This is a genomic window from Stenotrophomonas bentonitica, from assembly GCF_002887735.1.
Classification (GTDB): domain Bacteria; phylum Pseudomonadota; class Gammaproteobacteria; order Xanthomonadales; family Xanthomonadaceae; genus Stenotrophomonas; species Stenotrophomonas bentonitica_A.
This window is the reverse complement of record NZ_PKQP01000006.1, coordinates 96,353-122,245: the sequence shown is the minus strand read 5'-3', so window position 1 is coordinate 122,245 and position 25,893 is coordinate 96,353. Positions and strand designations below refer to the sequence as shown.

19 protein-coding genes are annotated in these 25,893 nt (G+C 66.8%); 12 read left to right on the top strand and 7 right to left on the bottom strand.

Annotated features, from left to right (window positions below; translation table 11 throughout):
* Position 1 precedes the first annotated feature (1 nt).
* On the bottom strand, positions 2-2,047 hold the full coding sequence (locus C0R07_RS12820; RefSeq protein ID WP_070473468.1) for a TonB-dependent receptor: 2,046 nt from the start codon (positions 2,045-2,047) through the stop codon (positions 2-4).
* 216 nt (positions 2,048-2,263) lie between these two features.
* Here C0R07_RS12820 and C0R07_RS12815 point away from each other — a divergent pair, with 216 nt between their 5' ends.
* From C0R07_RS12815 to C0R07_RS12780, 8 genes are all read left to right on the top strand, one after another.
* Positions 2,264-2,725: a DUF1801 domain-containing protein gene (locus C0R07_RS12815; protein ID WP_070473536.1), complete on the top strand. Its 462-nt coding sequence runs from the start codon at positions 2,264-2,266 to the stop codon at positions 2,723-2,725.
* Between the two features lie 88 nt (positions 2,726-2,813).
* Positions 2,814-3,938, top strand: coding sequence for a metallophosphoesterase (locus C0R07_RS12810; protein ID WP_102789082.1), 1,125 nt, complete (start codon positions 2,814-2,816; stop codon positions 3,936-3,938).
* Positions 3,938-4,789 (top strand): alpha/beta hydrolase, encoded by an 852-nt coding sequence (locus C0R07_RS12805; protein WP_254427845.1) that lies wholly within the window; start codon positions 3,938-3,940, stop codon positions 4,787-4,789. Before C0R07_RS12810 ends, C0R07_RS12805 begins: the two co-directional genes overlap by 1 nt.
* Before the next feature lie 83 nt (positions 4,790-4,872).
* Positions 4,873-5,307: a pyridoxamine 5'-phosphate oxidase family protein gene (locus tag C0R07_RS12800; protein ID WP_019186208.1), complete on the top strand. Its 435-nt coding sequence runs from the start codon at positions 4,873-4,875 to the stop codon at positions 5,305-5,307.
* 3 nt (positions 5,308-5,310) lie between these two features.
* Positions 5,311-6,066 carry a DUF72 domain-containing protein gene (locus tag C0R07_RS12795; RefSeq protein ID WP_070473460.1) on the top strand — a complete coding sequence of 252 codons (756 nt, stop codon included), beginning with the start codon at positions 5,311-5,313 and terminating at the stop codon, positions 6,064-6,066.
* Positions 6,059-6,907, top strand: a complete 849-nt coding sequence (locus tag C0R07_RS12790; protein WP_070473458.1) for a DNA-formamidopyrimidine glycosylase family protein — start codon at positions 6,059-6,061, stop codon at positions 6,905-6,907. The genes C0R07_RS12795 and C0R07_RS12790 overlap by 8 nt, the downstream gene beginning before the upstream one ends.
* 121 nt (positions 6,908-7,028) lie before the next feature.
* Positions 7,029-7,706: a class I SAM-dependent methyltransferase gene (locus C0R07_RS12785; protein ID WP_070473456.1), complete on the top strand. Its 678-nt coding sequence runs from the start codon at positions 7,029-7,031 to the stop codon at positions 7,704-7,706.
* Positions 7,707-7,921: 215 nt separating this feature from the next.
* Positions 7,922-9,148, top strand: coding sequence for an MFS transporter (locus C0R07_RS12780; protein WP_070473454.1), 1,227 nt, complete (start codon positions 7,922-7,924; stop codon positions 9,146-9,148).
* 189 nt (positions 9,149-9,337) lie between these two features.
* Here C0R07_RS12780 and C0R07_RS12775 read toward each other — a convergent pair whose 3' ends face one another.
* The 4 genes from C0R07_RS12775 to C0R07_RS12760 all read right to left on the bottom strand — a co-directional run bounded on the left by C0R07_RS12775 (position 9,338) and on the right by C0R07_RS12760 (position 15,320).
* Positions 9,338-11,536 carry a TonB-dependent siderophore receptor gene (locus tag C0R07_RS12775; protein WP_070426840.1) on the bottom strand — a complete coding sequence of 733 codons (2,199 nt, stop codon included), beginning with the start codon at positions 11,534-11,536 and terminating at the stop codon, positions 9,338-9,340.
* 332 nt (positions 11,537-11,868) lie between these two features.
* Positions 11,869-13,560, bottom strand: a complete 1,692-nt coding sequence (gene mqo, locus C0R07_RS12770; protein ID WP_102789080.1) for a malate dehydrogenase (quinone) — start codon at positions 13,558-13,560, stop codon at positions 11,869-11,871.
* 152 nt (positions 13,561-13,712) lie between these two features.
* Entirely contained in the window at positions 13,713-14,297 is a 585-nt protein-coding gene (locus C0R07_RS12765; RefSeq protein ID WP_254427844.1) for a hypothetical protein, read from the bottom strand.
* Positions 14,298-14,414: 117 nt separating this feature from the next.
* Positions 14,415-15,320, bottom strand: coding sequence for a LysR family transcriptional regulator ArgP (locus C0R07_RS12760; protein ID WP_070473452.1), 906 nt, complete (start codon positions 15,318-15,320; stop codon positions 14,415-14,417).
* A 134-nt stretch (positions 15,321-15,454) separates the two neighbouring features.
* Here C0R07_RS12760 and C0R07_RS12755 point away from each other — a divergent pair, with 134 nt between their 5' ends.
* Entirely contained in the window at positions 15,455-16,090 is a 636-nt protein-coding gene (locus C0R07_RS12755; protein WP_102789078.1) for a LysE/ArgO family amino acid transporter, read from the top strand.
* A 149-nt stretch (positions 16,091-16,239) separates the two neighbouring features.
* Positions 16,240-18,213 carry an alpha/beta hydrolase family protein gene (locus C0R07_RS12750; RefSeq protein WP_102789077.1) on the top strand — a complete coding sequence of 658 codons (1,974 nt, stop codon included), beginning with the start codon at positions 16,240-16,242 and terminating at the stop codon, positions 18,211-18,213.
* 78 nt (positions 18,214-18,291) lie between these two features.
* On the opposite strand, the gene C0R07_RS12745 is transcribed toward C0R07_RS12750, so the two are convergent.
* Together C0R07_RS12745 and C0R07_RS12740 are read right to left on the bottom strand one after the other, a co-directional pair.
* Complete coding sequence (locus C0R07_RS12745; protein WP_102789076.1) at positions 18,292-20,067, bottom strand: peptide MFS transporter; 1,776 nt, start codon at positions 20,065-20,067, stop codon at positions 18,292-18,294.
* A gap of 105 nt (positions 20,068-20,172) precedes the next feature.
* Positions 20,173-21,324 (bottom strand): DUF1624 domain-containing protein, encoded by a 1,152-nt coding sequence (locus tag C0R07_RS12740; RefSeq protein WP_102789075.1) that lies wholly within the window; start codon positions 21,322-21,324, stop codon positions 20,173-20,175.
* A 222-nt stretch (positions 21,325-21,546) separates the two neighbouring features.
* Here C0R07_RS12740 and C0R07_RS12735 point away from each other — a divergent pair, with 222 nt between their 5' ends.
* Positions 21,547-23,517 (top strand): OPT family oligopeptide transporter, encoded by a 1,971-nt coding sequence (locus C0R07_RS12735; RefSeq protein WP_019184547.1) that lies wholly within the window; start codon positions 21,547-21,549, stop codon positions 23,515-23,517.
* Positions 23,518-23,671: 154 nt separating this feature from the next.
* Positions 23,672-25,735, top strand: a complete 2,064-nt coding sequence (locus C0R07_RS12730) for an alpha/beta hydrolase family protein (protein ID WP_102789074.1) — start codon at positions 23,672-23,674, stop codon at positions 25,733-25,735.
* Positions 25,736-25,893: the final 158 nt, after the last annotated feature.

Sequence of the window (25,893 nt, the reverse complement as noted above, 5' to 3'; positions counted from 1 at the left end):
GCTAGAGCTTCAGGTTCAACGAGACATACGCCGAGCGCCCGGGGGCCGGTGAGAACATCGGCTGGTCGTCGCCGCCCCAGAAGAAGTTGTCATACCACGCATACGCGTAGTCGCGGCCGGTCAGGTTCTTCACCTGCACGTCCACGCTGACCCGCTCGGAAAGCCGATACGACGCACTGGCATCGAGCACCGCGAAGGCGCCGAACCTGCCCTGCGTGTTGCGTTCTTCAATGTAATAGTCGCCCTGCATCCGGCCCTGCAGGCCGAAGGTCCAGCGCTCGTTGCCGCGGTAGTCCACGCCGATGTTGCTGATGTAGCGCGGCGTGGCGATCACCTCGTTGCCGGCCAGGGCGGTGCCATCGGTGGTGAACGCGCGCACCACCTTGGCCTGCTGGATCGCATGCGAGCCCCACAGCGTCCAGTGGCCGCCCAGGCGCGAGGTGAACTGCAGGTCGACCCCTTCGCGACGGGTCTGGCCCAGGCCGACCGAGGTGCCGGTGGCCGGCATGTTCGCTACTTCGTCCGTCGCGTCCTGGCGCCACACCGCGATGCGCGCGTCGGCGCCGACGGCCGGGGTGAACTTGATGCCCAGCTCCTTGCCGGTGTTGATCGAGGGCCGGAAGGTCTCCTGGCCGGCGGTGAGGTAAGCCGGTGCGGTGGAACCGGTCAGCACCTGGAAGGTCCTGCCCCAGTTGGCATAGATGTTGAGGACCGGGGTGATTGCGTAGACCACGCTCAGCTTGGGCTGGCCGATGGTGCCGTAGCGCTGCAGCGGCGCGGTGATGCCGCCGGGCAGGTGGGTGCTGCCGGAGAAGCGGTCCACACGGTAGGCCGGCACGATCTTCAGCGCGGAGGCGGGCTGATACACGGCCTGCGCATAGGCACCGAGGTTGTCCAGGCTGTAGCGGTCGTCGTTCTGGATCCGCGCCGGGGTGGAAAAGTCGGTCGGGATGGCGTGGCTGTAGCGCAGCCGGCGGTACGTATTGTCCTGATGCTCGGCGTTGAATCCACCCTCGACCGTCAGCGCAGGCGTGGCGGCCCAGGTCAGCGTGCTGAGCAGGCCGGTCTGTTTCTCATCCCAATGACGACGCTGGCGCGGCGCGTTGCCGGGCACGTACGCGGTGAAGGTCACCTGCCGGTCGTCCTCGTAACGGTTGTAGTACAGCTTGTTGCTGACATGCACGGCATCGCTGAGCTGCAGATCCAGATGGGTGCTGAGATGGCGCATGTCGCGGTCGTCGACGTCGTTGGCATTCTTGAGCGCGGATCCGCGACGATCGGCTGCCAACTCTGCGGCGGTCATGAAGCCGGGCTCGTCGGCTTCGTGGTGGTACACGCGCGCGATCAGACCGAGATTGAACAGGTCATCGTCGCCGCTGTAGAGCCACTTGCCGCCCAGCGAGTATTTCTTCGATCGGTCATGATCGCGGTAGCCGTCGGACGCCTGCGACGCCAGAAAATAGTTCTGCGCGACACCGTTGGCGTCGCGACCGATCGCCACCTGCGCTTCGCGGGTGTTGTAGCTGCCATAGGTGAGCCGCGCATCGGTATAGGTGCCGCCTTGGCGGGTGCCGAGGTTGATGTTGCCCCCGATGTTGTGCAGGCCATAGCGCGGGTCGTTGGTACCGCGCACGACTTCGATGTAGTCGATGTCCAGCGGGAACACCATGTCGATGAAGCGCTGGTTGCCACTGTTGACGTTGCTGGGAATGCCATCGATCAGGATCTTGATCCCGTTGAGGTAGCCCTCGCCATTGAATGCACGGAAGGTCGCCTTGCCGGACTCCGCGCCCTGGCGGGTTTCGGTCAGCTGCATGCCCGGCATCTGGCCGAGCAGTTCCCAGCTGTTGGACACGTTCTTCTCATGGACCTGGTCGCCGCCCATCACATCCACCGAGGTCAGCACCCGGTGGGCGGCCAGGGGACGGTTCGCGCCTTCCCGCACGTGCACGCTGCCGAGGGTGATCGCAGCATCGGCGGATTGGGCGCGCGCTTCGCCGGCGCACAGGGCCGCCAGTACGGCGGACACCATTGCCTTGGTTCTCATCTCTTCGTGCCTCAGGAGCAGGTAGGACAGGGGGTGGACCAGCAGACACCGGACGTCTGCTGTTCTGACCCGAAAAAGAAATAATATAACATTGCAATCGAGCATCGTTCCATCCCGTAGGCCGCTCGCGCGCCTGTGGCTTGAAGCCCCTTCCGATCGGGTCTATAACGCGCACGAAGGGCGCCGGCCGGGCCGCCCATGGTGATCGGTGTCCCCATGATCCAGCCCAATGCCCGTTCAACGCCGCGCGCCGCAATGGCCAGCGAGCCGTCCGCGTCGCAACAGATCGATGCCCGCATCCAGTCGCTGGAGGATTGGCGCGGCGAGGCGCTGTCCCGGATCCGCGCCTTGATCCACCAGGTCGATCCGGACGTGGTGGAGACATGGAAGTGGCGGGGTGTACCCGTGTGGGAGCACCACGGCATCCTGTGCACCGGGGAGACCTACAAGGCGGCCGTGAAGTTGACCTTCGCCAAGGGCGCGTCGCTTCCCGATCCCAACGGGCTGTTCAATGCGAGTCTGGAAGGCAACACCCGCCGCGCCATCGATCTGCACGAAGGCGATACGATCAACGCCACCGCGTTCAAGGCGTTGATCCGCGCGGCGATGGCGCTGAACCGGGCGGCCAGAACCGCTGCTCCGGCGCCACGCCGGAACGCCCCCCGGCGCTCAGCCTGAATCGTCACGACCTCCTGCACTGGAACCGGCGGGCCGAATCGGGAACGATGGGGGGCTGACTCCCCCATCGATATTCCAGGATGTGCCTGTGCTGAGTGTGATCGGCTGTTTGCTTGCGTTGTATCTGGTGTGGCGCCTGATCTGGCCGTTGCGGCTGTCGCGCCCGGTCCGGATCGCGCTGGGCCTGTTGGTGGTGGCGCTGGCGCTGCACCACCGGATCGTGGCGCAGTTTGCCGGGACCATGGCGTCGCCGGAAATTCCCACGGCGATGATCGCCGTGCTCGCCACCGGCTTCACCACGCTGCTGCTGAGCGCGGTATTCGTGCTGCTGCTGGACGCGCTGCTGCTGATCGCGTGGCTGGTGCGTGCGCGGCGCGTGCTGCCGACGCTGCGTGCGACATGGCTGCGTCCGACGGCCGGCGCATTGGCGCTGCTGCTGTCTGCCTACGGCATCTGGCAGGGCATGGCCGTGCCCAAGCCGCGTCAGATCGAGGTTGCCATCGACGGCCTGCCGGCCGCGTTCGACGGTTATCGCGTGCTGCAGCTCACCGATATCCACGCCAGCCGCCTGCTCACCGGTGCCTGGGTGGAGAAGGTGGTCGCCGAAAGCAATGCGCTCCATCCGGATCTGGTGGTGATCACCGGCGATCTGATCGACGGCAGCGTCAGCGCCCGTGCCAACGACTTCGCGCCCCTGGCAAAGCTGCACGCGCCGGATGGCGTCATCGCGATCACCGGCAACCACGAGTATTACGCGCAGTACGCCGAGTGGATGCAGGCCTTCCGCGGGCAGGGCATGCAGGTGCTGGAGAACACCCATACCCGGGTGCAGCGCGACGGGGCGACGTTGACCATCGCCGGCGTGACCGATCCAGTGGCGGCACGCTATGGCCTGCCCATACCGGACCTCGGCGCTGCCCTGGCCGGGGCGGACCCGCAGGCACCGGTGATCCTGCTCGACCACCGCCCGGTCGAAGCCCGCGCCAACGCCGCGCACGGCGTGGCCCTGCAGCTGTCCGGCCACACGCATGGCGGGCATATTCTGGGTATGGACCAGCTGGTCAAGCGTGCCAACGGTGGCTATGTCTCCGGGCGCTACCAGGTGGACGCGATGACGCTGTACGTCAGCAACGGTGCCGGGCTGTGGCCGGGCTTCGCCGCGCGGATCGGCGTGCCCTCGGAGATCACCCTGATCACGCTGCGGGCGCGCTGATGGCGTCCGGATGTGCGATGCCCGGGGTGGTGTTGCCGGACACCGAAGCCTGGACCGTCCGCGACCCGGTGGGCCGGGACTACCCGATCTGGGTGTCCCTGCCGGCCGGCTATGCGCGGGACACGCACCTGCGCTACCCGGTGCTGTATGTCACCGACGCGCTGTACAGCTTCCCGCTCGCGCGCAGCGTGCGCAACATGGTCGGGCAGGGCGGTGCCCACCTGGCGCCCTTCATCCTGGTCGGGCTGCCGCCGCAGCAGGGGCTGAGCTCGCAGCAGAGCCGCTCGCGTGACTACACCCCGACCCAACCCAGCCGCACCCCGGGCGACGATTACACCGATGGCATCACCTACGGCGGCGCTGCGCACTACCGCGATTTCCTGGCCGGCCATGTGCTGCCACAGGTCGAGGCGCGCTACCGCACCGACCCGGCGCAGCGTGCGTTTGCCGGCCATTCCTACGGTGGGCTGTTCGGTGCGTACGTGCTGCTGACCCGCCCGGCGATGTTCCAGCGCTACATCCTTTCCAGCCCATCGCTCTGGTTCGACCAGCACGTGATCAACCGGATCGAGGCGGAGTACGCCGACGCCCATGCCGATCTGAACGCGCGCGTGCTGCTGTCGATCGGCGCACACGAAACCCCGGCGTCGGACGCACCGTTTGCTGCGCGCAACGACATGGTCGCGCATACGCGAGCGTTTGCCGAGTGTCTGCGCGGGCGCGGTTATCCAGGCCTCTGGCTCGAGACACGCGTGGTTGCCGATGAGGATCACCTGACGGTCTACCCGGCGATGCTCACCCGCGCGCTGCTGGCCCTGTTCCCCAGCCGGAGCACCGCCCTGGCCGTGTGAAATTTTCGCCAGTGGGCGTGCACGCCTCGGTCACCGCGCAGCGCGGAGGCTGGACGCACACGCCACGCCCACCCGGAGACCCCATGACCACGCTGACCCTGCCCGAACTGGCCAAGAAGATGGCCGGCATCGATTTCGCCATGCTGCAGACCCACACCGCCAGCGGCGAGATCGCCGGCCGGCCGATGAGCAACAACGGTGACGTGGACTACGACGGCGACAGTTATTTCTTCGCCTTCGACAGTGCCGACATGGTGGGCGAGATCGAACGCGACCCGAAGGTCGCGCTGTCCTTCACCGGCAGCAAGTCACTGCTGGGCAAGCCGCCGCTGTTCGTGGCCGTGGAAGGCCATGCCACCCTGAGCCGCGACCGCGCGACCCTGCAGGCACATTGGGTCCCGGACCTGGAACGCTGGTTCGAACAGGGCGTGGATACCCCGGGCATCGTGCTGATCCAGGTCAAGGCGACCCGTATCCACTACTGGTCCGGCGAAGACGACGGTGAGATCCGGCTGTAAGCGATGCCGGCCGCCCCCGTCAGGATCGGATGCGCAGGCTGGTCCATTCCCGGCAGGTACGCGGCGTTGACCGGCGAGGGCGAGAGCATGCTGGCGCGCTATGCAACGCGTTTTTCGGCGGTGGAGATCAACTCCTCGTTCTACCGGCCACACCAGCAGCGGACCTATGAACGCTGGGCGGCGAGCGTGCCGGCTGGCTTTCGTTTTTCGGTGAAGCTGCCCAAGGCGGTGTCGCATGACGCAGCGCTGCGCGGTTGCGGCCCGGCGCTGGATCGGTTCCTCGAAGAGACCGCCGGCCTGGGCCGCAGGCTGGGCGGATTGCTGCTGCAGCTGCCGCCCAGCCATGCATTCGATGCACGGGTGGCGGCGGGTTTCTTCGGCCTGCTGCGCCGTCGCACGGATACGCCGGTGGTCTGCGAACCGCGGCATGCCAGCTGGTTCACGCCACAGGCCGAGGCGTTGCTGGGGCGGCACTCGGTAGCGCGCGTCGCGGCCGACCCTGCGCGGGTTACGGGGGCGGCCCACCCCGGGGGTGACGCCGCGTGGCGCTATTGGCGTTGGCATGGCGCACCGCGGATGTATTACAGCGAGTACGACGAGGCGGCGCTCCAGTCCCTGGCCCGTGATGTCGCGGCGCATGCCGGCAGCACGCGCTGGGTGATCTTCGACAATACCGCCCATGGGTTCGCCATCGCCAACGCGGCACGGCTGCAGGACATCCTTGGCGGCGCATCCCACCCGGGGGCCGCCGATGCCTGAAGGTCCTTCCATCGTCATCCTGCGCGAGGCGGCGGCGAAGTTCCGTGGGAAGACCGTGCGCCTGGCGACCGGCAACAGCTCGCTCGACCTGACCCGCATGGAAGGCCGTCGCGTGGTCACCCTGCGCAGCTGGGGCAAGCATTTCCTGATCGAGTTCCGAGGCTTCAGCCTGCGCGTGCACATGCTGATGTTCGGCAGCTATCGCATCGATGAGCGCAAGCCTTCCCCGCCGCGGGTATCGCTGCAGTTCGACAACGGCGAGCTCAACATCTATGCCTCGTCGGTGAAGTACATCGAAGGCGCGCTGGAGGACACCTACGACTGGCGCGGCGACGTGATGGACCCCTCGTGGGATCCCAGGCTGGCGCGCAGGAAACTGAAGGAACACCCGGACACCTTGATCTGCGACGCGCTGCTGGACCAGGACATCTTTGCCGGCGTGGGCAACATCATCAAGAACGAGGTGCTGTTCCGCACGCGCGTGCATCCTGAATCCACGGTCGGCGCGCTGCCGTCGCGCAAGCTGGGCGAGGTCATCAAACAGGCGCGGCAGTACAGCTTCGATTTCCTGGACTGGAAGCGGCAGTTCGTCCTGCGCCAGCACTGGTTGGTGCATACCAAGCGCACCTGCCCCCACTGCGGTGGCCCACTCAGCAAGACCTACCCGGGGACGACCCGGCGGCGGACGTTCTTCTGCCCGGTCTGCCAGCTGCGCTACGGTACGGCGCCGGTCGTACGCAAGGCCGTCCGCAAGGCCGCAGGCAAGGCAGTCCGCAAGGTCGCAAAGGGCACCCCTGGAAAGGCCCCAAGGCGTTCAGCCAGGGCCACCCGCATGGCGTAGGATGGGTTGTCACACGCACGTACGCGCGTCCTGCGCGATCGACGTCCGATCGCCCTCGCTCCTTCCTCCGAGTCCTTCATGCCGCCCCGGGATGAAGACTCCCGTGTCCCACGGAGCGCTCATGCCGGGCTATACCACCCGCATCCTCACCATTCCGGTCGGCGGTCACGACTTCCGTATCCGTGCGCTCACCGATCTGCAGCAGTTCTCCGATCCTACCGGCCGCGCCGCGCGTGCCGGCATCCACTCCTCGCTGTGGAGCCTGTTCGGCCAGATCTGGCCGGCCGGCCGCGCGCTGGCCGATACCATGAGCCACTTCGACGTGGCCGGTAAGCGCATCCTGGAACTGGGCTGCGGGCTGGGCCTGTCCAGCCTGGTGCTGGCACATCGGGGCGCGGATGTCGTCGCGACGGATCACCATCCGTTGGCCGAATCCTTCCTGGCCTACAACGCAGGGCTCAACAACCTGCCGGCGGTGACCTACCGCGACCTGCCCTGGGAAGTTCCGGATGGCTCGCTGGGCCGCTTCGACCTGATCATCGGCAGCGACATCCTTTACGAACGCGGCCACGCCCACCAGATCGCCGCGATGATGCTGCGGCATGCCAAGCCCGATGCCGAACTGCTAATCACCGATCCCGGGCGCGGCAACGTCGGCGCGTTTTCGCGCGGCATGGCCCTGCAGGGCTTCGATGTGACCGAGGAACTGGGCCTGTTCGAGGATGAGGGCGATGCGCCAGGCCATGGGCGGCTGCTGAGTTATCGGCGCGGCGCCGTCCGCCCGGCGGCCCTCGCCTGAGCGCGGGCCGGGCGCGTTGCGGCGCCGGCGTTCCTCCGTGACACGACGTGCAGATCCGCTGGCGTAGGCTGTCGCCGTCCAGATGCGGCCCAGGCGGCCGGGAGAGCCCCGATGCGATGTCGTCCCCTGTCCAGCCGCGATGGCCTGCCTGTCAGCAGGGCGCACGCTTGAGTACGGCCAGCGCCGCGCCGGATGCGCGACCACAGACCCGCTCGATGATCATCGCCGGGCTGTCCACCGTGGTGGAGTGGTACGACTTCACGCTCTATCTGTATCTGGCCACGGTGTTGTCGAGGGTGTTCTTCGGCGGCGGCGAGAACGCGCTGCTGGCCACGCTGGCCGGGTTCGCGGTGTCGTATCTGATGCGCCCCCTGGGCGCGCTGGTGTTCGGCCATCTCGGCGATCGCTTCGGCCGGCGCTACATGCTGTTGGCCTCGATGCTGCTGATGACGCTGGCCATGCTTGCTACCGCGCTGCTGCCCACCTTCGAGAGCATCGGCGCCACCGCCGGTGTGCTGTTGTTGCTGTTGCGCTGCCTGATGGCTTTTTCGGTCGGCGGCGAATACACCGGCGTGGTGGCGTACCTGCTGGAAACCGCGCCCGTGCGGCGGCGCGGCCTGGTCACCTCGCTGGCGTCGGCCGCGAGCGAGGTGGGGGCCCTGTTGGCAGTGGCGCTGTCGGCGCTGACGGTGGCGCTGCTGAGCACGGCCCAGCTGGATGGCTGGGGCTGGCGCATTCCCTTCTTTGTCGGCGCGGCGCTGGCCGGCGCGATCCTGCTGGCGCGCTCGACCATGCATGAGTCGCCCGAGTTCGAGCGGCAGCAGGCCGAAGGCACCGTGCCGGAGTCGCCGATCCGCGACACCTGGCGGCACCACAAGGCCGCGATCGCCCGCACCTTCGCGATCTCCGCACTGGGCTCGATCACCTATTACGTCGGCATTACCTATGTGCCCGCATTCCTCGGTTCGGTTGGGCAGGTGAGTGAATCCGAAGCGCTGTGGCTCTCCACGATCGCGGCGGTGGCGGTGATCGTGGTGACGCCGCTGGCCGGCGCGTTGTCGGACCAGGTCGGTCGTCGGCCGGTGTTGATCGCGCTGGCCGCCCTGTCGGCGTTGCTGCCGTTGACGATGTTCTCGGTGATGGCCGGTGGCAGCACGCTGGCGATCGGGCTGGCCGCGGTGGTGTTGGCGTGCCTGGCCGGTGGCGTGAGTGCGGTGGCGGCACCGGCGACGGCCGAGCAGTTTCCCGGCGAGGGGCGGCTCAGCGGGCTGGCATTGGGCGTCACCATGGCGACGGCCTTCTTTGGTGGCGCCACGCCGTTGCTGGCCGAAGTGCTGGTGCGCCACACCGGCTGGTCATCGGCCCCCGGCGCGATGATCGCCGGGGTCGCCGTGCTGGTGCTGCCGGTGATGTGGACGCTGCGCGAGACGCGGCCCCGGTAGCGCCGGCCGCTGGCCGGCTGCACACAGGGTGCCGAGAAGGTAGTGCCGGCCGCTGGCCGGCTCCACGCAATGTCGGGTCTTGGAGGAGCCGGCCAGCGGCCGGCACTACCTGGACACGGTGCGCCGCCACCAAAAAAACGGGCCGCCCGAAGGCGACCCGTTCGTTCAACACAGCGATGTCGTCAGGCCTCAGTATTTCCAGCGCAGGCTCAACGCGACGAAACGCGGCTCGCCGTAGTTGTTGTAATCCAGGTTGGCCCAGTAGGTCTTGTCCAGCGCGTTGCGCACGCTCAGGGTCGCCGTCCAGCTGTCGCTGAGGCGGTAGTTGGCGTTGAACTGCACCAGCGCGTACGCCGGCTGGTTCACCGTCACCGTGCCGCCGAGCGGATAAGGAACGTTGTAGCCCTGCACCTTGCTCTGCCACTGCACGCCCGCACCCACGCTCAGGCGTTCGAGCGCGCCGCGCAGCCGCACCTGGGTGTTGAGCTGCAGCAGGTCCTCGGCCGGGTTGGCGTACAACAGATCAGTGGCGGCACGGGTCACCTTGACGTGGGTGAAGCCGGCATTGACCGTCCAGCCCGGCAGGATTTCGCCGTTGACGTCCAGTTCCCAGCCGCGTGCCTTGGTGCCGTTGATGCCGATGTAGGCCGAGCTGCCATCGCTGAGCGAGCGCTCCGGCACGCTCGTGTCCAGCACCGCGTAGTTGTCCTGCTTGGCCTCGAACACAGCCGCATTGGCGGTCAGGCGACCGTCGAACCACTGCGACTTGATGCCCGCTTCCAGGTTCGAGCCCTCCACCGGCGCCAGCAGGTTTTCGTTGCGGTCCTTGAAGTTCTGCGGGTTGAAGATCTCGGTGTAGCTGGCATACGCCGCGACCTGCGGGGTGATGTCGTAGACCAGGCCCACATAGGGCGTGACTTCGTCCGTCACCTTGTAGGCGCCGCTGGTGCCGGTGTAGGCCCCGGTCGTGCCGTAGGCGCGGGTCAGCGTCTCCCAGCGGCTCAGCCGCGCGCCGGCGATCAGTGCCAGCGGGTCGGCCAGGCGCAGGCGGGTGGCCACGTAGAAACCGCTCTGCGTGGTCTTGGCGACCCGGCGTGCACCGGTACGCGAATAGGTCACTTCGGAGATGTCGCCATCCCAGGTGCGGATGTCCGGGATGTAGTAGCAGCGCTCGGTGCCGCACCGCGCCCAGTCGGTCGGGTAGCGCAGGGCGATGGTGTTGGTGGTGCCTTCCAGGTCCGCCCACTGGCCGCCCACGGTCAGGTCGTGTTCGCGGCCGAACAGCGAGAACGTGCCGCTCAGGTAGGCATCGACGTTGCGCCGGGTGTCTTCCGAATCACCGGCGGCAGTGCGCAGGAAGATGCCCGCGCCGGTGGCCGGATCGGGGTAGCCGCTGCCGTAGACGCGCACGTTCTGCACGTTGCCCCGGGTGTAGGCGGTGTTGATCTTCAGCAGCCAGTTCTCGCCGAAACGCTGCTCCAGGTTGGCGAACGCCGTGCTCGTCTCGCGCTGCCAGTAGCTCCACTTCGGGGCGACGTTGGTCGAGCGCGGCAGGTGCGCGAAGTCGCCCTGGCTGTTGAAGAACGGCACGGTGCCCCAGGTCGAACCGACCGGGTTGTTGTCCTGGGTCTGGTAGCCCACGGTCACGGTGGTGCTGTCGGTCAGGTCACCTTCCAGCACGGCCATGCCGGCCATCTTGTTCTCGTGGTAGCGGTCGTAATACAGATCGCGGTCGGTGTAGGCGGCGACCACTCGGCTGCGGAAACGGCCATCGGCGGTCAGCGGCGCGGTCACGTCGGCCTCCATGCGCTGGTAGTCCCAGCTGCCGGCGCTCACTGCGAAGGAGGCATCGAATTCCTTGCCCGGGCGCTTGCGCAGCAGGTTGACCGTCGCCGATGGCACGCCGGCGCCGCTCAGCAGGCCGTTGGCACCGCGGATCACTTCGACGCGATCGTAGAAGGCGGTGTCGTACTCCTGGTTGGTCGAACCGCTGTAGGTGGGGATGCCATCGACCTGGAAATCAGTGATGGGAAAGCCGCGGGCGTAATAGAGCGGACGCTGGGTGTCGTAGAAGGAGACACTCACGCCGGTGACGTTGCGCATCACGTCGTTGATGCTGAACAGCGATTCGTCCTGCAGGCGCTGGAGCCCGATCGAGGTCGCTGACTGCGGGGTTTCCTGCAGGCTGATCGGCAGGCGGGTGGTGCTGGATGGCATCGCGCGCGCACCGACCACGCTGACCTTGTCCAGGGTCTTCGCATCGGCAGTGCTGCTGGCGTCTGCCAGCGCATCGGCGAAGGCCTGCGGGGCGGTCAGCGAAAGGGCGGAAAGCAGGGCCAGGGCCAGCGGGGCACGGCGGGAGCGGAACGGGTGGGCGCGGAGCGACATGGGGGTCTCTGGACGGGAAGTAGGGAAGAAAGGCAACAGGCAGGCAACGCCGGCGCGCAGGCGCCAGGCACGGTAGGTCCATCCTGGGAAAGCAGGTTGCCGGGCAGCTGCGGGGAGACGGCAGTCCGTTGAGACCGTCCAGTACCCGTAGCGACAACCCTGCGATGCGCAAATGTAAATCGTTCTCAGTCGCTTTACAATTCTTGAACAATCGGGCGCGTCCGCGTAAACGTCCGGGCCGCAACGTCACCGGACCTGAAACGCAACCGGCCACCGCAAGGGTGGCCGGAGGGAAAACCGTGGCCAGGCCCGCAGGCCGCGCCGGGGCAGGCTTACAGCGCCTGCAGTTCTTCGTTGGCGTTGCGCTTGGCCTCGGCCGGCTGGGTAGCCGGCGGCGGGGTCAGCATCACGGCCGGGCTGGTCTCGCCCGGCACGTCCAGGTACGGCAGCTTCAGGGTATCGCTGGTCAGGCGGCGGATCTCGTTGGTCAACGCCGGGCTGTCGTTGAGCTTGCGCCCGTACGAGGGCACGATCTCCTTCAGGCGCGCTTCCCAGCCGGCGGCCATCTGCTCGGGGAAGGCCTTCTTGAGCAGGTCCAGCATGATCGGCGGCGACGTCGATGCACCCGGCGAAGCGCCGAGCAGGGCGGCCAGGGTGTGGTCCTTGTCGGTCACGATCTCGGTGCCGAACTGCAGGATCGAGCCCTTTTCCGGGTCCTTCTTGATGATCTGCACGCGCTGGCCGGCGGTGACCAGCGTCCAGTCCTCGCGCTTGGCGTTGGGGTAGTACTTGACCAGCTCGGCCTGGCGGTCGTCATCGTTCAGGCGTGCCTGACCCATCAGGTACTTCACCAGGTCCAGGTTCTCCAGGCCCACGCCCATCATCCCGGCCACGTTGTTGTGGTTCACCGAGGAATACAGGTCGAACCACGAGCCGTGCTTGAGGAACTTGGTGCTGTACAGCGCGAACGGCCCGAACAGCACGACCGGCTTGCCATCCAGCTTGCGTGCGTCCAGATGCGGGACCGACATCGGCGGCGAGCCGGTTTCGGCCATGCCGTAGGCCTTGACCGAATGGCGGCCGGCCACCTGCGGCGACTGGAAGGCCAGGAACTGGCCACCGACCGGGAAGCCGGCGTAGTTCTTCGATTCCGGGATGCCCGACAGCTGCAGCAGCTTGAGCGCGGCGCCACCGGCACCGATGAACACGAAGCGCGACTTGACGGTGGATTCGTTGTCGGACTTCAGGTCCTTGACGGTCACGTTCCAGCTCTTGTCGTCGTTCTGGCGCAGGGCACGCACTTCATGGTTGAGGTGCAGGCTGAAGTTCGGGCTGCGCTGCAGGCCAGCGGTCAGCTGGCGGGTGATCACGCCGAAGTTGACGTCGGTACCCAGCGGCATCCAGGTCGCGGCGACCTTCTGCTTCGGGTCGCGGCCTTCCATCAGCAGCGGGGCCCACTGCTTGATCTGCGCGGCGTCCTCGGAATACTGCATGCCGTAGAACAGCGGGTTCTTGACCAGTGCCTGCTGGCGCTTGTGCAGGTAGGCGATGTTCTCATCGCCCCAGACGAAGCTCATGTGCGGGGTCGGGTTGATGAAATCGCTGGGCTGGCTCAGGCGCCCTTCGCGCACCTGGTGGGACCAGAACTGGCGTGAGATCTCGAACTGCTCGGCGATGCCGACCGCGCGCTTGGTCTCGATGCTGCCGTCGGGTAGTTCCGGGGTGTAGTTCAGTTCGGCGAATGCGGAGTGGCCGGTGCCGGCGTTGTTCCAACCGTCCGAACTTTCCAGGGCAACCCCGTCCAGGCGCTCATAGACCTGGATGTTCCAGTCCGGTTGCAGCTCCTGCAGGAACGTGGCGAGCGTGATGCTCATGATGCCGCCGCCGACCAGGACGACGTCGACCGGCTTGTCGTTGCCGGCGGCCGGGACCGAGCGCTGATGCAGCGGCCAGTACAGGAACAGGGCCGCTGCCAACAGCAACAGCACGAGCAGGCCGAGGACGACCTTCGCTAGTTTTTTCATGGGGATCTCAGGTAGGGAGACATGGGAAGGATGCCGCCGCTGCCGGGAACGCCCGTGAAGACGGGCGTCACAGCGGTACCTTGATCGCAATTTTAGCCCGTTCCGGTACGGATTTGGTGCAACGCAGCATCCGGTGGCTGTGCCGGACCGGCTCAGTCGCTGGCGAGAGTGAAGTACTCCAGGAGGAAATAGCTGGCTTGATAGGCCAGTGCTATCAGAGCCAATACCAGATGCGCACGCCGCTGGCGCAGGGCGAAGCCCAGCCCGGCGATCCCCAGCATCACCACGGTATGCACCCAGTAAGTGTCCCCCAGCATCTGCCAGCGGCTGTGGCCCTTGATGGCGGTATCCACCAGATCCAGCAGCGTGACCAGTGCCAACATCCCGAAGAAGCCGCCGCGGCGCTGCAGCAGGTAGTTCTCATAGCTGCCGAACTCGCGCACGTCGTCCGGAAACAGCAGCACGCAGAGCAGGTACCACGACGCGCAGTAGGCGATCACGAACAGATACAGCTCGAAGGTCCACTGCCGGACCTCGCCCAGCCGGAACTCCCACCACCAGAAGGTCACCACCGAAATCAGTGCCCAGACCACCCAGCACAGGTGGATCAGCGAGCAGCCGCGTCGTTTGGGGTGCTCGATGATGCCCGCCAGCCCGCGCAGCAGGGTGGTGATGCTCAGGCCGAGGATGATGCTGAGCACCACGCGGATGTGCAGGTAGACCGGATCGGTGTCCATCGACGTGCCCGCGGCTGGGATGCGCCGATGCTGCATCGGGGCGGGTCATCGAATCGTGTAGGGCGGCGTGCGGCCCCGGCACGACAGCCGACCAGCGGTCGGCGCTACCGGTCGGGGTTATCGCTTCTTGCGCACCAGCGTCGCCGAGGCCGCCAGCACTGCCTGGGTCAGCAGCGCCATGGTCTGTACATCGCCCTTCCAGTGCTGCCAGTACAGCGGCACGTCTTCCCACGCGCGCTGCTTCATGTGCACCAGGCGCCCGGCATCCAGGTGGCGTTTGACCAGCGGCAGCGGGTTCATGGTCCAGCCCAGCCCGCCCAGGTTCGCCTGCACGAACGCGCGGGTGGAGGGAATCCACCAGGTCGGTGCGGTCAGCGGCAGGTCGTTGCCCGCCAGGCGCCGGGCGAAGCGGGCCTGCATGTCGTCCTTGCGGTTGAACACCAGCACCGGCGCCTGGGCCAGCGACTGCGCATTGACCCCCTTGGCGAAGTACTGCTCATGGAAGGCCGGGGTGCAGGTGGCAGCGTAGCGGATGCTGCCCAGCGCGTGGATCTGGCAGCCCTGCACCGGCTCGTCCAGGGTGGTCACCGCGCCCAGCACGGCCCCCTGGCGCAGCAGGGCCACGGTGTGGTCCTGGTCTTCCGAGCGCAGGTCCAGGGTGGTGCCGGTCTGCCGCGCGAACTGCAGGGCGGCTTCGGGGAACCAGGTCTCCAGGCTGTCATGGTTCACCGCCACGGGGATGCTGGCGTGCGGCAGGTCCTCATCGGCGATGCCCATGCGGTGCAGCGCATCGTGCTCGAGCAGGGCGGTCTGTTCGGCCAGCTGCACCAGCACCTGGCCCTCGGTGGTGGCGACCGCTGGGGAAGAACGTTTGACCAGCAGGCGGCCGACCCGGTCCTCCAGCGCCTTGACCCGCTGGGAGACGGCCGAGGCGGTGACATTGAGCGACTGCGCGGCCCGTTCGAAGCTGCCTTCCCGGATCACCGCCGCCAGGGCGCGGAGCTGGGCATGGTCGATGCGCATGATCTTAAGTTCCGCTAAAGATGGTTAAGTAAGTTTAGCTCTACTTTTTCATGTTGCGGCGCGACAATATGCGCCATCCGGTGCTGTACGCCTTGGCGAGGCACCGCCCCCCAGCACGACACAGGTGGTATCCCATGTTTTCGATCATTTCCGGCGGCGCCGGGCTGAGCGCGTGGCTCAGTGGTGCCGCAACCGGCATCGGCCTGTTTGCGGTGGTCGGCGCGCAGAGCGCGTTCATCCTGCGCCAGGGCATCCTGCGCAAGCACATCATTCCGGTGGTGGCGACGTGTGCCGCCATCGATGGCATCTTCATCTTCGCCAGCGTAGCCGGCCTGCGCACGCTGACCCAGGCGCTGCCGTGGCTCACCACTGTGGTGCTGTGGGGCGGCGTCGCCTTCCTGGCCTGGTACGCCTGGCAGTCGGCGCGGCGCGCGCTGGCCGGCGGTGGCGGCATGCACGTGGACGAGGGCGACACCACCTCGCGCCGCGCGGTGCTGATCTCGGCGGTCGGTTTCTCGCTGATCAATCCGCATTTCTGGCTGGACATGATGGTGATCGGCGGTATCGCCGAGAACTTCGGCAATGCGCGCATGGCCTTCGCCGCCGGCGTGTTCACCGCCAGCTGCCTGTGGCTGACCGCCCAGGGCCTGGGGGCACGCCTGCTGGCGCCACTGTTCACCAAGCCCAAGACCTGGCGCATCCTCGACGGCACCATCGCGGTGATTCTGTCGATCCTGGCGCTCAGCCTCGCGTTCCGCGGCATGCATTGAACTCTCTCCTCGATGCAGGTCCTGGAAATGGCACCGTTCGCGGTGCCATTTTTTTTTGCACCAACAGGAATATCCCTCTGGTTGGCGGCTCGATCTTCCGCCTAGAATCGCGATCCCGGACATGAGGTCCGATGCAGCAGGGGGAAAGGATGAAGCACGTACAAAGGTTGGGATTGCTGGTATTGCTGGCCATTACGGGCCAGGCCGGCGCGGTGGATCTGGAGCGCTACCTGCGCCGGGATGCCTTCACCGATATCAAGATTTCGCCGAACGGCGACTATTACGCGGCCACCGTGCCGATGGAAGATCGCACCGCCCTGGCGATTCTGCGCAGGAACGGCGGCGAGGTGGTGGGCTCGTTCGTGCCGCCCAGGAACAATCACGCCAATCATTTCGACTGGGTCAGCGCAGAACGTGTGCTGATCGGCCTGGCCGAGAAGCAGGGCTCGCTGGACCAGCCGCGCATGACTGGCGAGCTGTATGCCATGAACGCCAACGGCGGGCGCGGCGAGCTGCTGGTCGGCTACCGCGCGCAGGACAACGGCCCGGGTACCCGCATCCAGCAGAAAAAAGTGGAGGCCGTGGCCGCGTTCCTCGCCGATGATCTGCCCGCGGACGAGCGCAACGTGCTGGTCACGATCTGGCCATTCAACGATGACCCGTTCACCCGTGCCGACCGGATGGATGTCACCACCGGCCGTCGCCAGACCGTGGCGCGCTCGCCCGTACGCCGCGCCGATTTCGTCACCGACAACCAGGGCCAGGTGCGTTTCGCCCATGGCGCGGGAACCGACAACGTCAACAAGCTGTACTACCGGGAAGGGTCGGGCACGACCTGGAAGCTCGTCAACGATGAAGCCCTGAACGGGCGGATCGAAACGGCGATCGGGTTCTCCGAAGACGGTCGGCTGGCGTATTTCAACACCGAGATGCCGCAGGGCCCCGACGCCATCGTGTCCTGGGATCCGGTGACCGAAGAGCGCAGGCTCGTGCTGCGTGATCCCGTGGTGGACGTGCACAAATACATCTACCGGCCCGGCACCTCGATCCCGGTGGGCGCGCTGTACCTGGGTGACACGCCACGCACCCGCTTCTTCGACGAACAGGGCCCCGATGCGCGGTTGTATCGCAGCCTGGAAGCGGCGTTCGGGGGCGATGCGGTCTTCGTCACGTCCAGTACCCGCGACGGCCGGCAGCTGATGGTAGAGGCGTGGTCCGGGCGCAACCCGGGCGATTTCTACATCTTCGACAACGTGGCCAAGAAAGCGGACCACGTCATCAGCCGCAGCAACTGGATCGACCCGGCCGCCACCGCAGAGGTACGCCCGGTGGCCCTGAAGGCACGTGACGGGCTGCCGCTGCACGGCTACCTGACCGTGCCCGCCAAGGCCGCTGCCAATTCGCTTCCGATGGTGGTGATACCGCATGGCGGGCCTTACGGTCCGTTCGATACCGGCGGGTACGACGCGGAAAGCCAGATGCTTGCCGACGCCGGGTACGCTGTCCTGCAGGTCAACTTCCGCGGCTCGGGCAATTACGGGCGCGCCCATCGGTCCGCGGGTGCCCGCCAGTGGGGCGGCACCATGCAGGACGATCTGACCGATGCAACCCGCTGGGCGATCCGGGAGGGCATTGCCGACGCCTCGCGGATCTGCATCTATGGCGCCAGCTATGGCGGTTATGCGGCGATGATGGGGGCGGCGAAGGAGCCGGCGCTGTACCGGTGCGCCGCCGGGTATGTAGGTGTCTACGACCTGCCGATCATGTTCACCAGTGGCGATATCCAGCGCCGCGGCTCGGGCGAGACCTACCTCAAGGAATGGATCGGCGAGCGCGCCCAATTGGCGGCGGTATCGCCGGTGAACCTGGCCGACCGCATCAAGGTGCCGGTGTTCCTCGCCGCCGGTGGCGAAGACGAGCGCGCCCCGATCCAGCACACCAGGCGGATGGAAGCGGCGCTGAGAAAGGCCGGCGTGCCCGTGGAGGCGTTGTACTACCCGACCGAAGGCCACGGTTTCTACACCGACCCGCACCGCCGCGAGTACTACACCAAGCTGCTGGCGTTCCTGTCCAACAGCCTGGGCGGGGAGACTGCTTCGGCGTCGACGCCAGCCCAGCCCTGAGCAAGACGCGGCATCAAGCCTGCTGCAACGACAACGGCACCGCGAGGCGCCGTTGTCGTCTGCGCATCAGGCCAAGGCTCACTTCACCCCGTGCATCATCTTCTTCAGCAGCGGCGAACAGGCCAGGGCAACCGCCGCGCACCCCAGGCCGATCCACATCAGCAGCCAGAACAGGTGTTCGTAGCTGGCGGCGGCGCTGGCGATGTTCATGGTTTCGCCTTCCGGCACCTCGATCGCGGCGAGCTTGCCGAACAGCGCGGCCAGCGTTTCCGAAAACGCGGTGGCCAGGAACCACGTGCCCATCATCAGGCTGACCACCCGCGGCGCGGCCAGCTGAGTAACGGCGGACAGACCGACCGGTGACAGGCACATTTCGCCGATCTCCAGGATCAGGTAGGCCAGTACCAGCCACCACACGCTGGCCATCTGCCCGGTCGCGCCGACGTGCTGGGCGGCCAGCGCCAGGGGCACGAACGACAGTGCGGCGAAGATCAGCCCGATCGAGGATTTGACCGGCTTGGACGGGTCCATGCGGCGACGGTCCAGCCACGCCCACAGCATGGCGAACAGCGGGGCGAGCACCACCAGGAACAGGCCGCCGAGGTAGGTCAGCGAGCCGGCCGTCTGCGGGATCACCAGGCAGTCGCGGATCAGCATGACCAGCATCGCCGCGACGATCACGATGAACAATGTGCGTGGCGCGGACGAGCCCGGGCGGCGCTCGGACAGACGCGCGGCCACCACGAAGCCCAGCGGCGCCAGCAGCAGCGAGGCGATCGACCACGGCAGCGGGGTGCCACCCTGGATCACCAGCGACGGCACCAGGTCCTTGGTGAGCAGGCGGTCGGTGAAGGTCACCCAGGAGCCATAGGTCTGCTCGTACAGGGTGAAGAACACCAGCGCCATGAAGATCAGCGCCATCAGCGCGATCATCTGCTGGCGCTGCACCGGCGTGCAGCGGGTGCCGGTGAACCAGGCGAACCAGACCAGCACGCCACCGAGCACGACGATCATCAACATCAGCGCCAGGCTGAGTTCACCACCGAGCGCGAACGCACCATTGGCGGCGGCCCACATCAGCGCCGCGACCGGAATCACGCCCAGCACGGCCACGGCATAGATCAGCCATTCGCGGCGGATGCCGAGCACGCGTTGGCGCAGCGCGGGCAGATCGGACGGTTCGGCGTGGCCCTGCAGATACTTCTGGCCCCACAGGAACATGGCCAGTCCGATCACCATGCCGATGCCGGCCGCACCGAAGCCGTACTTCCAGCCATAGGCTTCGCCGAGGAAGCCGCACACCAGCGAGGCGAACAGCGCGCCCAGGTTGATGCCGGCGTAGAACAGCGAAAAGCCCGAGTCGCGGCGCGGATCGTTTTCCGGGTACAGCTTGCCGACGATGGTGGAGATGTTCGGCTTGAGGAAGCCCACGCCCATGATGATCAGGGCCAGCGAGAGGTAGGTGATGCCCAGCGCGGCATCATCGCGGACCACCGCGCCATCGACGCGGACCGCTGCGTGACCTTCGAAAGCCATGCCCAGGTGGCCGAGCACCAGCAGCACGCCGCCGAACACCACCGCCTTGCGCATGCCCAGCCAGCGGTCGGCGAGCAGGCCGCCGAAGACCGGGATGCAGTAGACCAGGCCGCCATAGGCACCGAGCAGATCCAGGCCGGCCTTGTCGCCGAACAGGTGGTATTTGGTGAGGTAGAGCAGCAGCAGCGCCTTCATCCCGTAGAACGAGAACCGCTCCCACATCTCGGTGAAGAAGCAGATGTAGACGCCCTTGGGATGGCCAAGGAAGTCGTCGGTCGCGGTGGAGGTCGAGGCGGCGGGCAGGACGGCTGCGGTCATCGAGGGCTGGGGCAGGGCGGACAAGGGGGCGAGTATAGGCCCGGGGCGAAGGGTCAGCCGTGCCGTGTCTGGCCGCTCCGCCGTCGTGCTGCCGGCCATGCGCGCTTACAGATAGCGAAGCCAAGCCAGATCCCGCCGCCGCGCCTTGAACCGCGCGAATGCCCGTGTCGGCCAATACAGCGCCACTGCCAGCACCGCGGTGATCACCCACAGGCTCGCCACGTGATCGACCGCGAAGTAGCCGCCGTGGGTCTGGCCCCAGCGGGCTTCGGCCAGCACGTACAGCAGCTTCAGCACATACAGGTGCAGCAGGTAGAAGAACATCGGCGCCGCGCCGATGTCGGCCAATGGCGCCAGCGCCCGGGCCACGCGCGGCTGTTCGTACAGGCGCAGCAACAGCAGGCCGATGCCCAGGGTCAGCAGCAGGAACAGCAGCGAGGGCGGGTACTTGGTCACGTTGAAGAAGCTCATCAGCGTAGTGCCCAACGTGGCCAAGGACTGCCACGGGCTGTCGCCGTAAGCGTTGATCGCCCGCAGCAGCACGAAGGCGAGCAGCGCACCGGCACCGGCCAGCCACAGCCGACGCTGGCGCAGGAGGGCATCGCCGCCGCGTGCGAACCACGGGCCGATCACCCAGCCCAGTGCAATCACGCCGATCCACGGCAGCACCGGATACGAGGTCCGCAGGCGCAGCCCGTCGGTCACCGTGATCCAGTCGCGCTGGTGCAGCACTTTCCACAACACGGCCAGCGCCCCGTCACCCTGCACCCGGATGCCATCGAGCAGGTTGTGCCCGGCGATCACCGCCAGCGCCAGCACCGCCAGCGCGCCGCGCGGGAGCCAGAGCAGCCCGGCCAGCGCGATCATGCTGATGCCGATTGCCCAGATCACCTGCAGGTACACGACGCTCGGTGGGAACTGCAGCGTCCAGGCGAAGTTGACCACCAGCAGTTCCAGCACCACCAGGAACAGGCCGCGCTTGAGCAGGAAGGCCGAGGCAGCCCGGCGCCCATCCGGTTTGCCGCTGGCGTACAGCCAGGCCGACAGGCCGGTCAGCAGCACGAACACCGGGGCACACAGATGCGCCAACAGCCGGCTGACGAACAGGGCCGGCTCCACCTGGTCCACCGCCATCGGGTCGGCCACCTGGGCATGCAGGTAAAAGGTTTCGCGCACGTGGTCGAGCAGCATCAGCACGATCACGGTGCCGCGCAGCTGGTCGATGGAGGTCAGGCGGGAGGCGGGGGAATGCGTCACAGCGGCGCCGGTTACTTGGTGCGATAGGATATAACATAACTAAATTGGGTGGGCCCGGCCTGGGACGTTGCCGAGTCGGGCGTGTCGCCACTCCGGTGGCACGCGCAGGTCAACAGGCGCCTCGATCGGGTGGTGAAGCGTTGCCGCCAGCGGCCGGCACTACTGGACTTGCCCGTACATGAACGCTAGCGTGGCAGGGATTTTTTGCCAGCAGGGGCTTCCATGAACAACGACGCTGCGCCACGCCAGCTCACTTTCCGTGCGGTGGTGCTTGCCATCGTGCTGGCGGTGATTCTGTCGGCCGCCAACGCCTACCTGGGTCTGTTCGCAGGCCTGACCATCGCCACCGCCATTCCCGCCGCGGTCATTTCCATGGGGGTGCTGCGCCTGCTCGGCGGTGGCACGATCCTGGAAAACAACATCGTACAGACCGGTGCTTCGGCCGGTTCGTCGATCGCCGCCGGTGTGATCTTTACCATCCCCGCGCTGGTGATCATGGGGTACTGGCCGGACTTCAAGTACTGGTGGGTGCTGGGCATCGCCGGTCTGGGTGGCCTGCTGGGCGTGCTGTTCTCGGTGCCGCTGCGGCGTTCGATGATCGTGGAAGATCCGCTTCCGTTCCCGGAAGGCAAGGCCGCCGCCGAAGTGCTCAAGGCCGGTGAAAACCCGGGCCCGGGCCTGAAGATCCTGGCCGTGTCGGCGGTGATCGGCGCCTTCGTGAAGCTGGCCGCCGAAAGCGGCCTGCGCCTGATCCCGGATGCCTGGGCCACCTCGGCCTACGTCGGTACCTCGAAGATCACCGCCTTCATCGGCACCAACCTGTCCCCGGCGCTGCTGGGCGTGGGCTACATCGTCGGCCTGAATGTCGGCATCGTGGTGGTGTCCGGCTCGATCCTGACCTGGCATATCGCCATTCCGCTGTACCAGGCGTTCTTCATGAACACCGATCCGGCGCTGGCGGCCTCGATCGCCACGGCCAGTTCGACGGAAGCGGCGTTCGCCATCTGGGGCGCGAAGATGCGTTACCTGGGCGTGGGCGCGATGCTGATCGGCGGCGTCTGGACCCTGATCTCGCTGCGCAAGTCGCTGCTCAACGGCGTCAAGAGTGGCTTTGCCGCGGCCCGCAAGAGCGGTGGCCCGGCGCTGGCGCACACCGAACGCGACCTGCCGATGAAGTGGATGCTGGTGGCCCTGGTGGTGTTCACCCTGCCGCTGCTGGCGCTCTACCAGGCCATCGTGGGCCAGTGGCACGTGTCGATCCCGATGACCCTGATCATGATCGTGGCCGGCTTCCTGTTCGTCTCGGTCTCGGCCTACCTGGCCGGCCTGATCGGCTCGTCCAACAACCCGGTCTCGGGCATCACCATCTCCACCATCCTGTTCGCCTCGGCGGTACTGGTGCTGCTGCTCGGCAAGGATGGCCTGACCCCGGTCGGCATCGGCGGTGCGCCGCTGGGCGCGGTGGCCGCGATCATGATCGGCGCGGTGGTGTGCTGCGCGGCCGCGGTCGGCGGTGACAACCTGCAGGATCTCAAGGCCGGCTACATCGTCGGCGCCACCCCGTGGAAGCAGCAGCTGATGCTGGGTATCGGCGCGTTCTCGTGCGCACTGATCATGGCCCCGGTGCTGAACCTGCTGGCCACCGCCTACGGCATCGGCGTGAAGTCCGAGCTGCATCCCAACGCGCTGGCGGCGCCTCAGGCCAACCTCATGGCCTCGGTGGCCAAGGGCCTGTTTGGCGGCGAGCTGCCGTGGACCTTCATCGGTATCGGTGCGGTGGTCGGTGCGGCGATCATCGCCTTCGACAGCTGGCTGAAGTCGCGCAATGCGCGCTTCCGCGTGCCGGTGCTGGCCGCGGCGATCGGTATCTACCTGCCGCTGGAACTGATGGTCCCGATCTTCCTGGGTGGCCTGATCGCCTACCTGGTGGAGCGCTTCCACAAGATCCGTGGCGATGATGAAGAAGGCCGTGACCGCGTGCACAAGCCGGGCGTGCTGTTCGCCGCCGGCCTGATCACCGGTGAAGCCCTGATGGGCATCGCCATCGCGATCCCGATCGTGGTCAGCAGCCGCGCCGATGTGCTGGCGCTGCCGTTCCACCTGCCGGGCGCGCAGTGGATCGGCCTGGCCGTGCTGTTCCTGGTCGGTTGGCTGATCTACCGCACCGGCAAGCGCGCGGTGGGTTCGGTCTAAGCAACAACGACTCCGATCCGGGTCATGACACACCCCGCTGCGGCGGGGTGTGTCGTTTCTGCGTTCAGCCAATGCGCCGGCATGACCGATGGCCTTTGCATGTGCGGCCCTTGCGGCCCTAACATCGGCGTTTTGCCGTTCCGCGGAGACCCCGATGAAACTTCGTTACGCCCTGCTGCCGTTGTGCCTGCTGACCGCGATGCCCTCGCTGGCGGCCACGCGTGGCCTGGATGTGCGCGACATGATCGCGCTGGATCGGGTCTCCAGCCCGCTGCTCACCGCCGATGGCGGCAACGTCATCTTCGCCAAGCGCGTGGTCGGCACCGACAGCAAGGCCAGCACCGGCCTGTACATCCGCAACCTGCGCACGCGCGACCTGGCCCCGCCCAAGCCGCTGACCCCGGCCGGCTGGAACGTCAATTCCGCCGCGCTGTCGGCCGATGGCCAGACCGTGTATTTCCTGAGCGCCAAGAGCGGCAGCCAGCAGCTCTACGCGCAGCCGGCCACCGGCGGCACGCCGCGCCAGCTGACCGATTTCCCGGTCGATGTGGACAGCTTCCACGTCTCCCCGCAGGGCGACCGCGTGGCCTTCAGCAGCGGCGTGTTCCAGGACTGCGGTTCGGACCTGGCCTGCACCAGCAAGAAGCTGGACGCGCACAAGGCGCGCAAGAACACCGGCGAGGTGTTCGACAACCTCTTCGTGCGCCATTGGGACACCTGGGCCGACGGCCGCCGCAACACGCTGTTCGTGGCGCCGCTGCCGGCCGCCAAGGCCGCGGCGGTGAAGGGCGCCTCGGCGATCAGCGCAACGCTGGCCGGCGATGCACCGTCCAAGCCGTTCGGTGGCAATGACGACTTCACCTGGTCGCCGGATGGCAAGAGCGTGGTCGCCGCGATCCGCGTGGCCGGCAAGCAGGAGCCGTGGTCGACCAACTTCGACCTGTACCGTCTGGATGCCGAGGGCAAGCAGGCGCCGGTCAACCTGACCGCGTCCAACCCGGCCTGGGATGCCGGCCCGGTGTTCAGTGCCGACGGCAAGACCCTGTACTACCGTGCCATGAAGCGCCCGGGCTTCGAAGCGGACCGCTTCGGCCTGATGGCGATGGACGTGGCGACCGGCAAGACCCGCGAGATCGCCCCCAAGTGGGATCGTTCGGCCGGCGAGATCGTGCTGTCCGGTGACGGCAACCTGATCTACACCAGCGCCGACGACATGGGCGAGCACCGCCTGTTCGCCGTGGACATCGCCACCGGCAAAGCCGAAGTGGTGGTGGACGGCGGCAGCATCGGCTCGCCGGTGATCGCTGGCACCACGCTGGCGTATACGAAGAACAGCCTGAAGAGCGGCGACCAGATCGTCGTGGCCGCCTTCGATGGCGCCAACCCGCGCGAGATCACCCCCAGCGCCGGCGAGATGCTGCCCGATGTCGCCTTCGGCGATTACGAGCAGTTCCAGTTCAAGGGCTGGAACAACGAGACCGTGCATGGTTACGTGGTCAAGCCGTACAACTACCAGGAAGGCAAGCGCTACCCGGTCGCGTTCCTGATCCACGGCGGCCCGCAGGGCAGCTTCGGCAATGGCTGGAGCTATCGCTGGAATCCGCAGACCTACGCCGGCCAGGGCTACGCAGTGGTCATGATCGACTTCCACGGCTCCACCGGTTACGGCCAGGCCTTCACCGACGCGATCAGCCAGCACTGGGGCGACCGCCCGCTGGAAGATCTGCAGAAGGGCTGGGCCGCGGCACAGAAGCAGTACCCGTTCCTCAACGGCGACAAGGCATGCGCGCTGGGTGCCAGCTACGGCGGCTTCATGGTCAACTGGATCGCCGGCAACTGGAACGAGCCGTGGAAGTGCCTGGTCAACCATGACGGCGTGTTCGATCAGCGCATGATGGGCTACGCCACCGAAGAACTGTGGTTCACCGAGTGGGAGCAGGGCGGCACGCCGTATGAGAAGGCCGCCAACTACGAGAAGTTCAACCCGGTCAACCACGTCTCGGACTGGAAGAAGCCGATCCTGATCGTGCACGGCCAGCTCGACTACCGCATTCCGGTGGAGCAGGGCCTGGCGGCGTTCACCGCCGCGCAGCGCCAGGGCATCGAGTCCAAGTTCCTGTATTTCCCGGACGAGAACCACTGGGTGCTCAAGCCGCAGAACAGCGTGCAGTGGCATGACACCGTCAACGGCTGGCTGAAGCAGCACATCGGCGAGTAAGACGGTTTGAAGCGCCGCCCCCAGGGGCGGCGCTTTTTCATGGCACCGGGTCTCGTTGGCCGTGGTGTCACCGGTGATCGGTGGTGTTGTAACCGACCAACGGTCGGCTCTACCCGTGATTGTTTCCCGAAACGTGCCGAATCGCACGCCCATCGTCC

Excerpts from the sequence above, each read along its gene's own strand:
- C0R07_RS12815 (WP_070473536.1), top strand. The coding sequence starts at position 2,264 with ATGATCCAGCCCAATGCCCGTTCAACGCCGCGCGCCGCAATGGCCAGC.
- C0R07_RS12730 (WP_102789074.1), top strand. The coding sequence starts at position 23,672 with ATGAAACTTCGTTACGCCCTGCTGCCGTTGTGCCTGCTGACCGCGATG.
- C0R07_RS12790 (WP_070473458.1), top strand. The coding sequence starts at position 6,059 with ATGCCTGAAGGTCCTTCCATCGTCATCCTGCGCGAGGCGGCGGCGAAG.
- C0R07_RS12800 (WP_019186208.1), top strand. The coding sequence starts at position 4,873 with ATGACCACGCTGACCCTGCCCGAACTGGCCAAGAAGATGGCCGGCATC.
- C0R07_RS12795 (WP_070473460.1), top strand. The coding sequence starts at position 5,311 with ATGCCGGCCGCCCCCGTCAGGATCGGATGCGCAGGCTGGTCCATTCCC.
- C0R07_RS12755 (WP_102789078.1), top strand. The coding sequence starts at position 15,455 with ATGTTTTCGATCATTTCCGGCGGCGCCGGGCTGAGCGCGTGGCTCAGT.
- mqo (WP_102789080.1), bottom strand. The coding sequence starts at position 13,560 with ATGAAAAAACTAGCGAAGGTCGTCCTCGGCCTGCTCGTGCTGTTGCTG.
- C0R07_RS12745 (WP_102789076.1), bottom strand. The coding sequence starts at position 20,067 with ATGACCGCAGCCGTCCTGCCCGCCGCCTCGACCTCCACCGCGACCGAC.
- C0R07_RS12780 (WP_070473454.1), top strand. The coding sequence starts at position 7,922 with ATGATCATCGCCGGGCTGTCCACCGTGGTGGAGTGGTACGACTTCACG.
- C0R07_RS12805 (WP_254427845.1), top strand. The coding sequence starts at position 3,938 with ATGGCGTCCGGATGTGCGATGCCCGGGGTGGTGTTGCCGGACACCGAA.
- C0R07_RS12735 (WP_019184547.1), top strand. The coding sequence starts at position 21,547 with ATGAACAACGACGCTGCGCCACGCCAGCTCACTTTCCGTGCGGTGGTG.
- C0R07_RS12775 (WP_070426840.1), bottom strand. The coding sequence starts at position 11,536 with ATGTCGCTCCGCGCCCACCCGTTCCGCTCCCGCCGTGCCCCGCTGGCC.
- C0R07_RS12820 (WP_070473468.1), bottom strand. The coding sequence starts at position 2,047 with ATGAGAACCAAGGCAATGGTGTCCGCCGTACTGGCGGCCCTGTGCGCC.
- C0R07_RS12785 (WP_070473456.1), top strand. The coding sequence starts at position 7,029 with ATGCCGGGCTATACCACCCGCATCCTCACCATTCCGGTCGGCGGTCAC.
- C0R07_RS12760 (WP_070473452.1), bottom strand. The coding sequence starts at position 15,320 with ATGCGCATCGACCATGCCCAGCTCCGCGCCCTGGCGGCGGTGATCCGG.
- C0R07_RS12765 (WP_254427844.1), bottom strand. The coding sequence starts at position 14,297 with ATGGACACCGATCCGGTCTACCTGCACATCCGCGTGGTGCTCAGCATC.
- C0R07_RS12750 (WP_102789077.1), top strand. The coding sequence starts at position 16,240 with ATGAAGCACGTACAAAGGTTGGGATTGCTGGTATTGCTGGCCATTACG.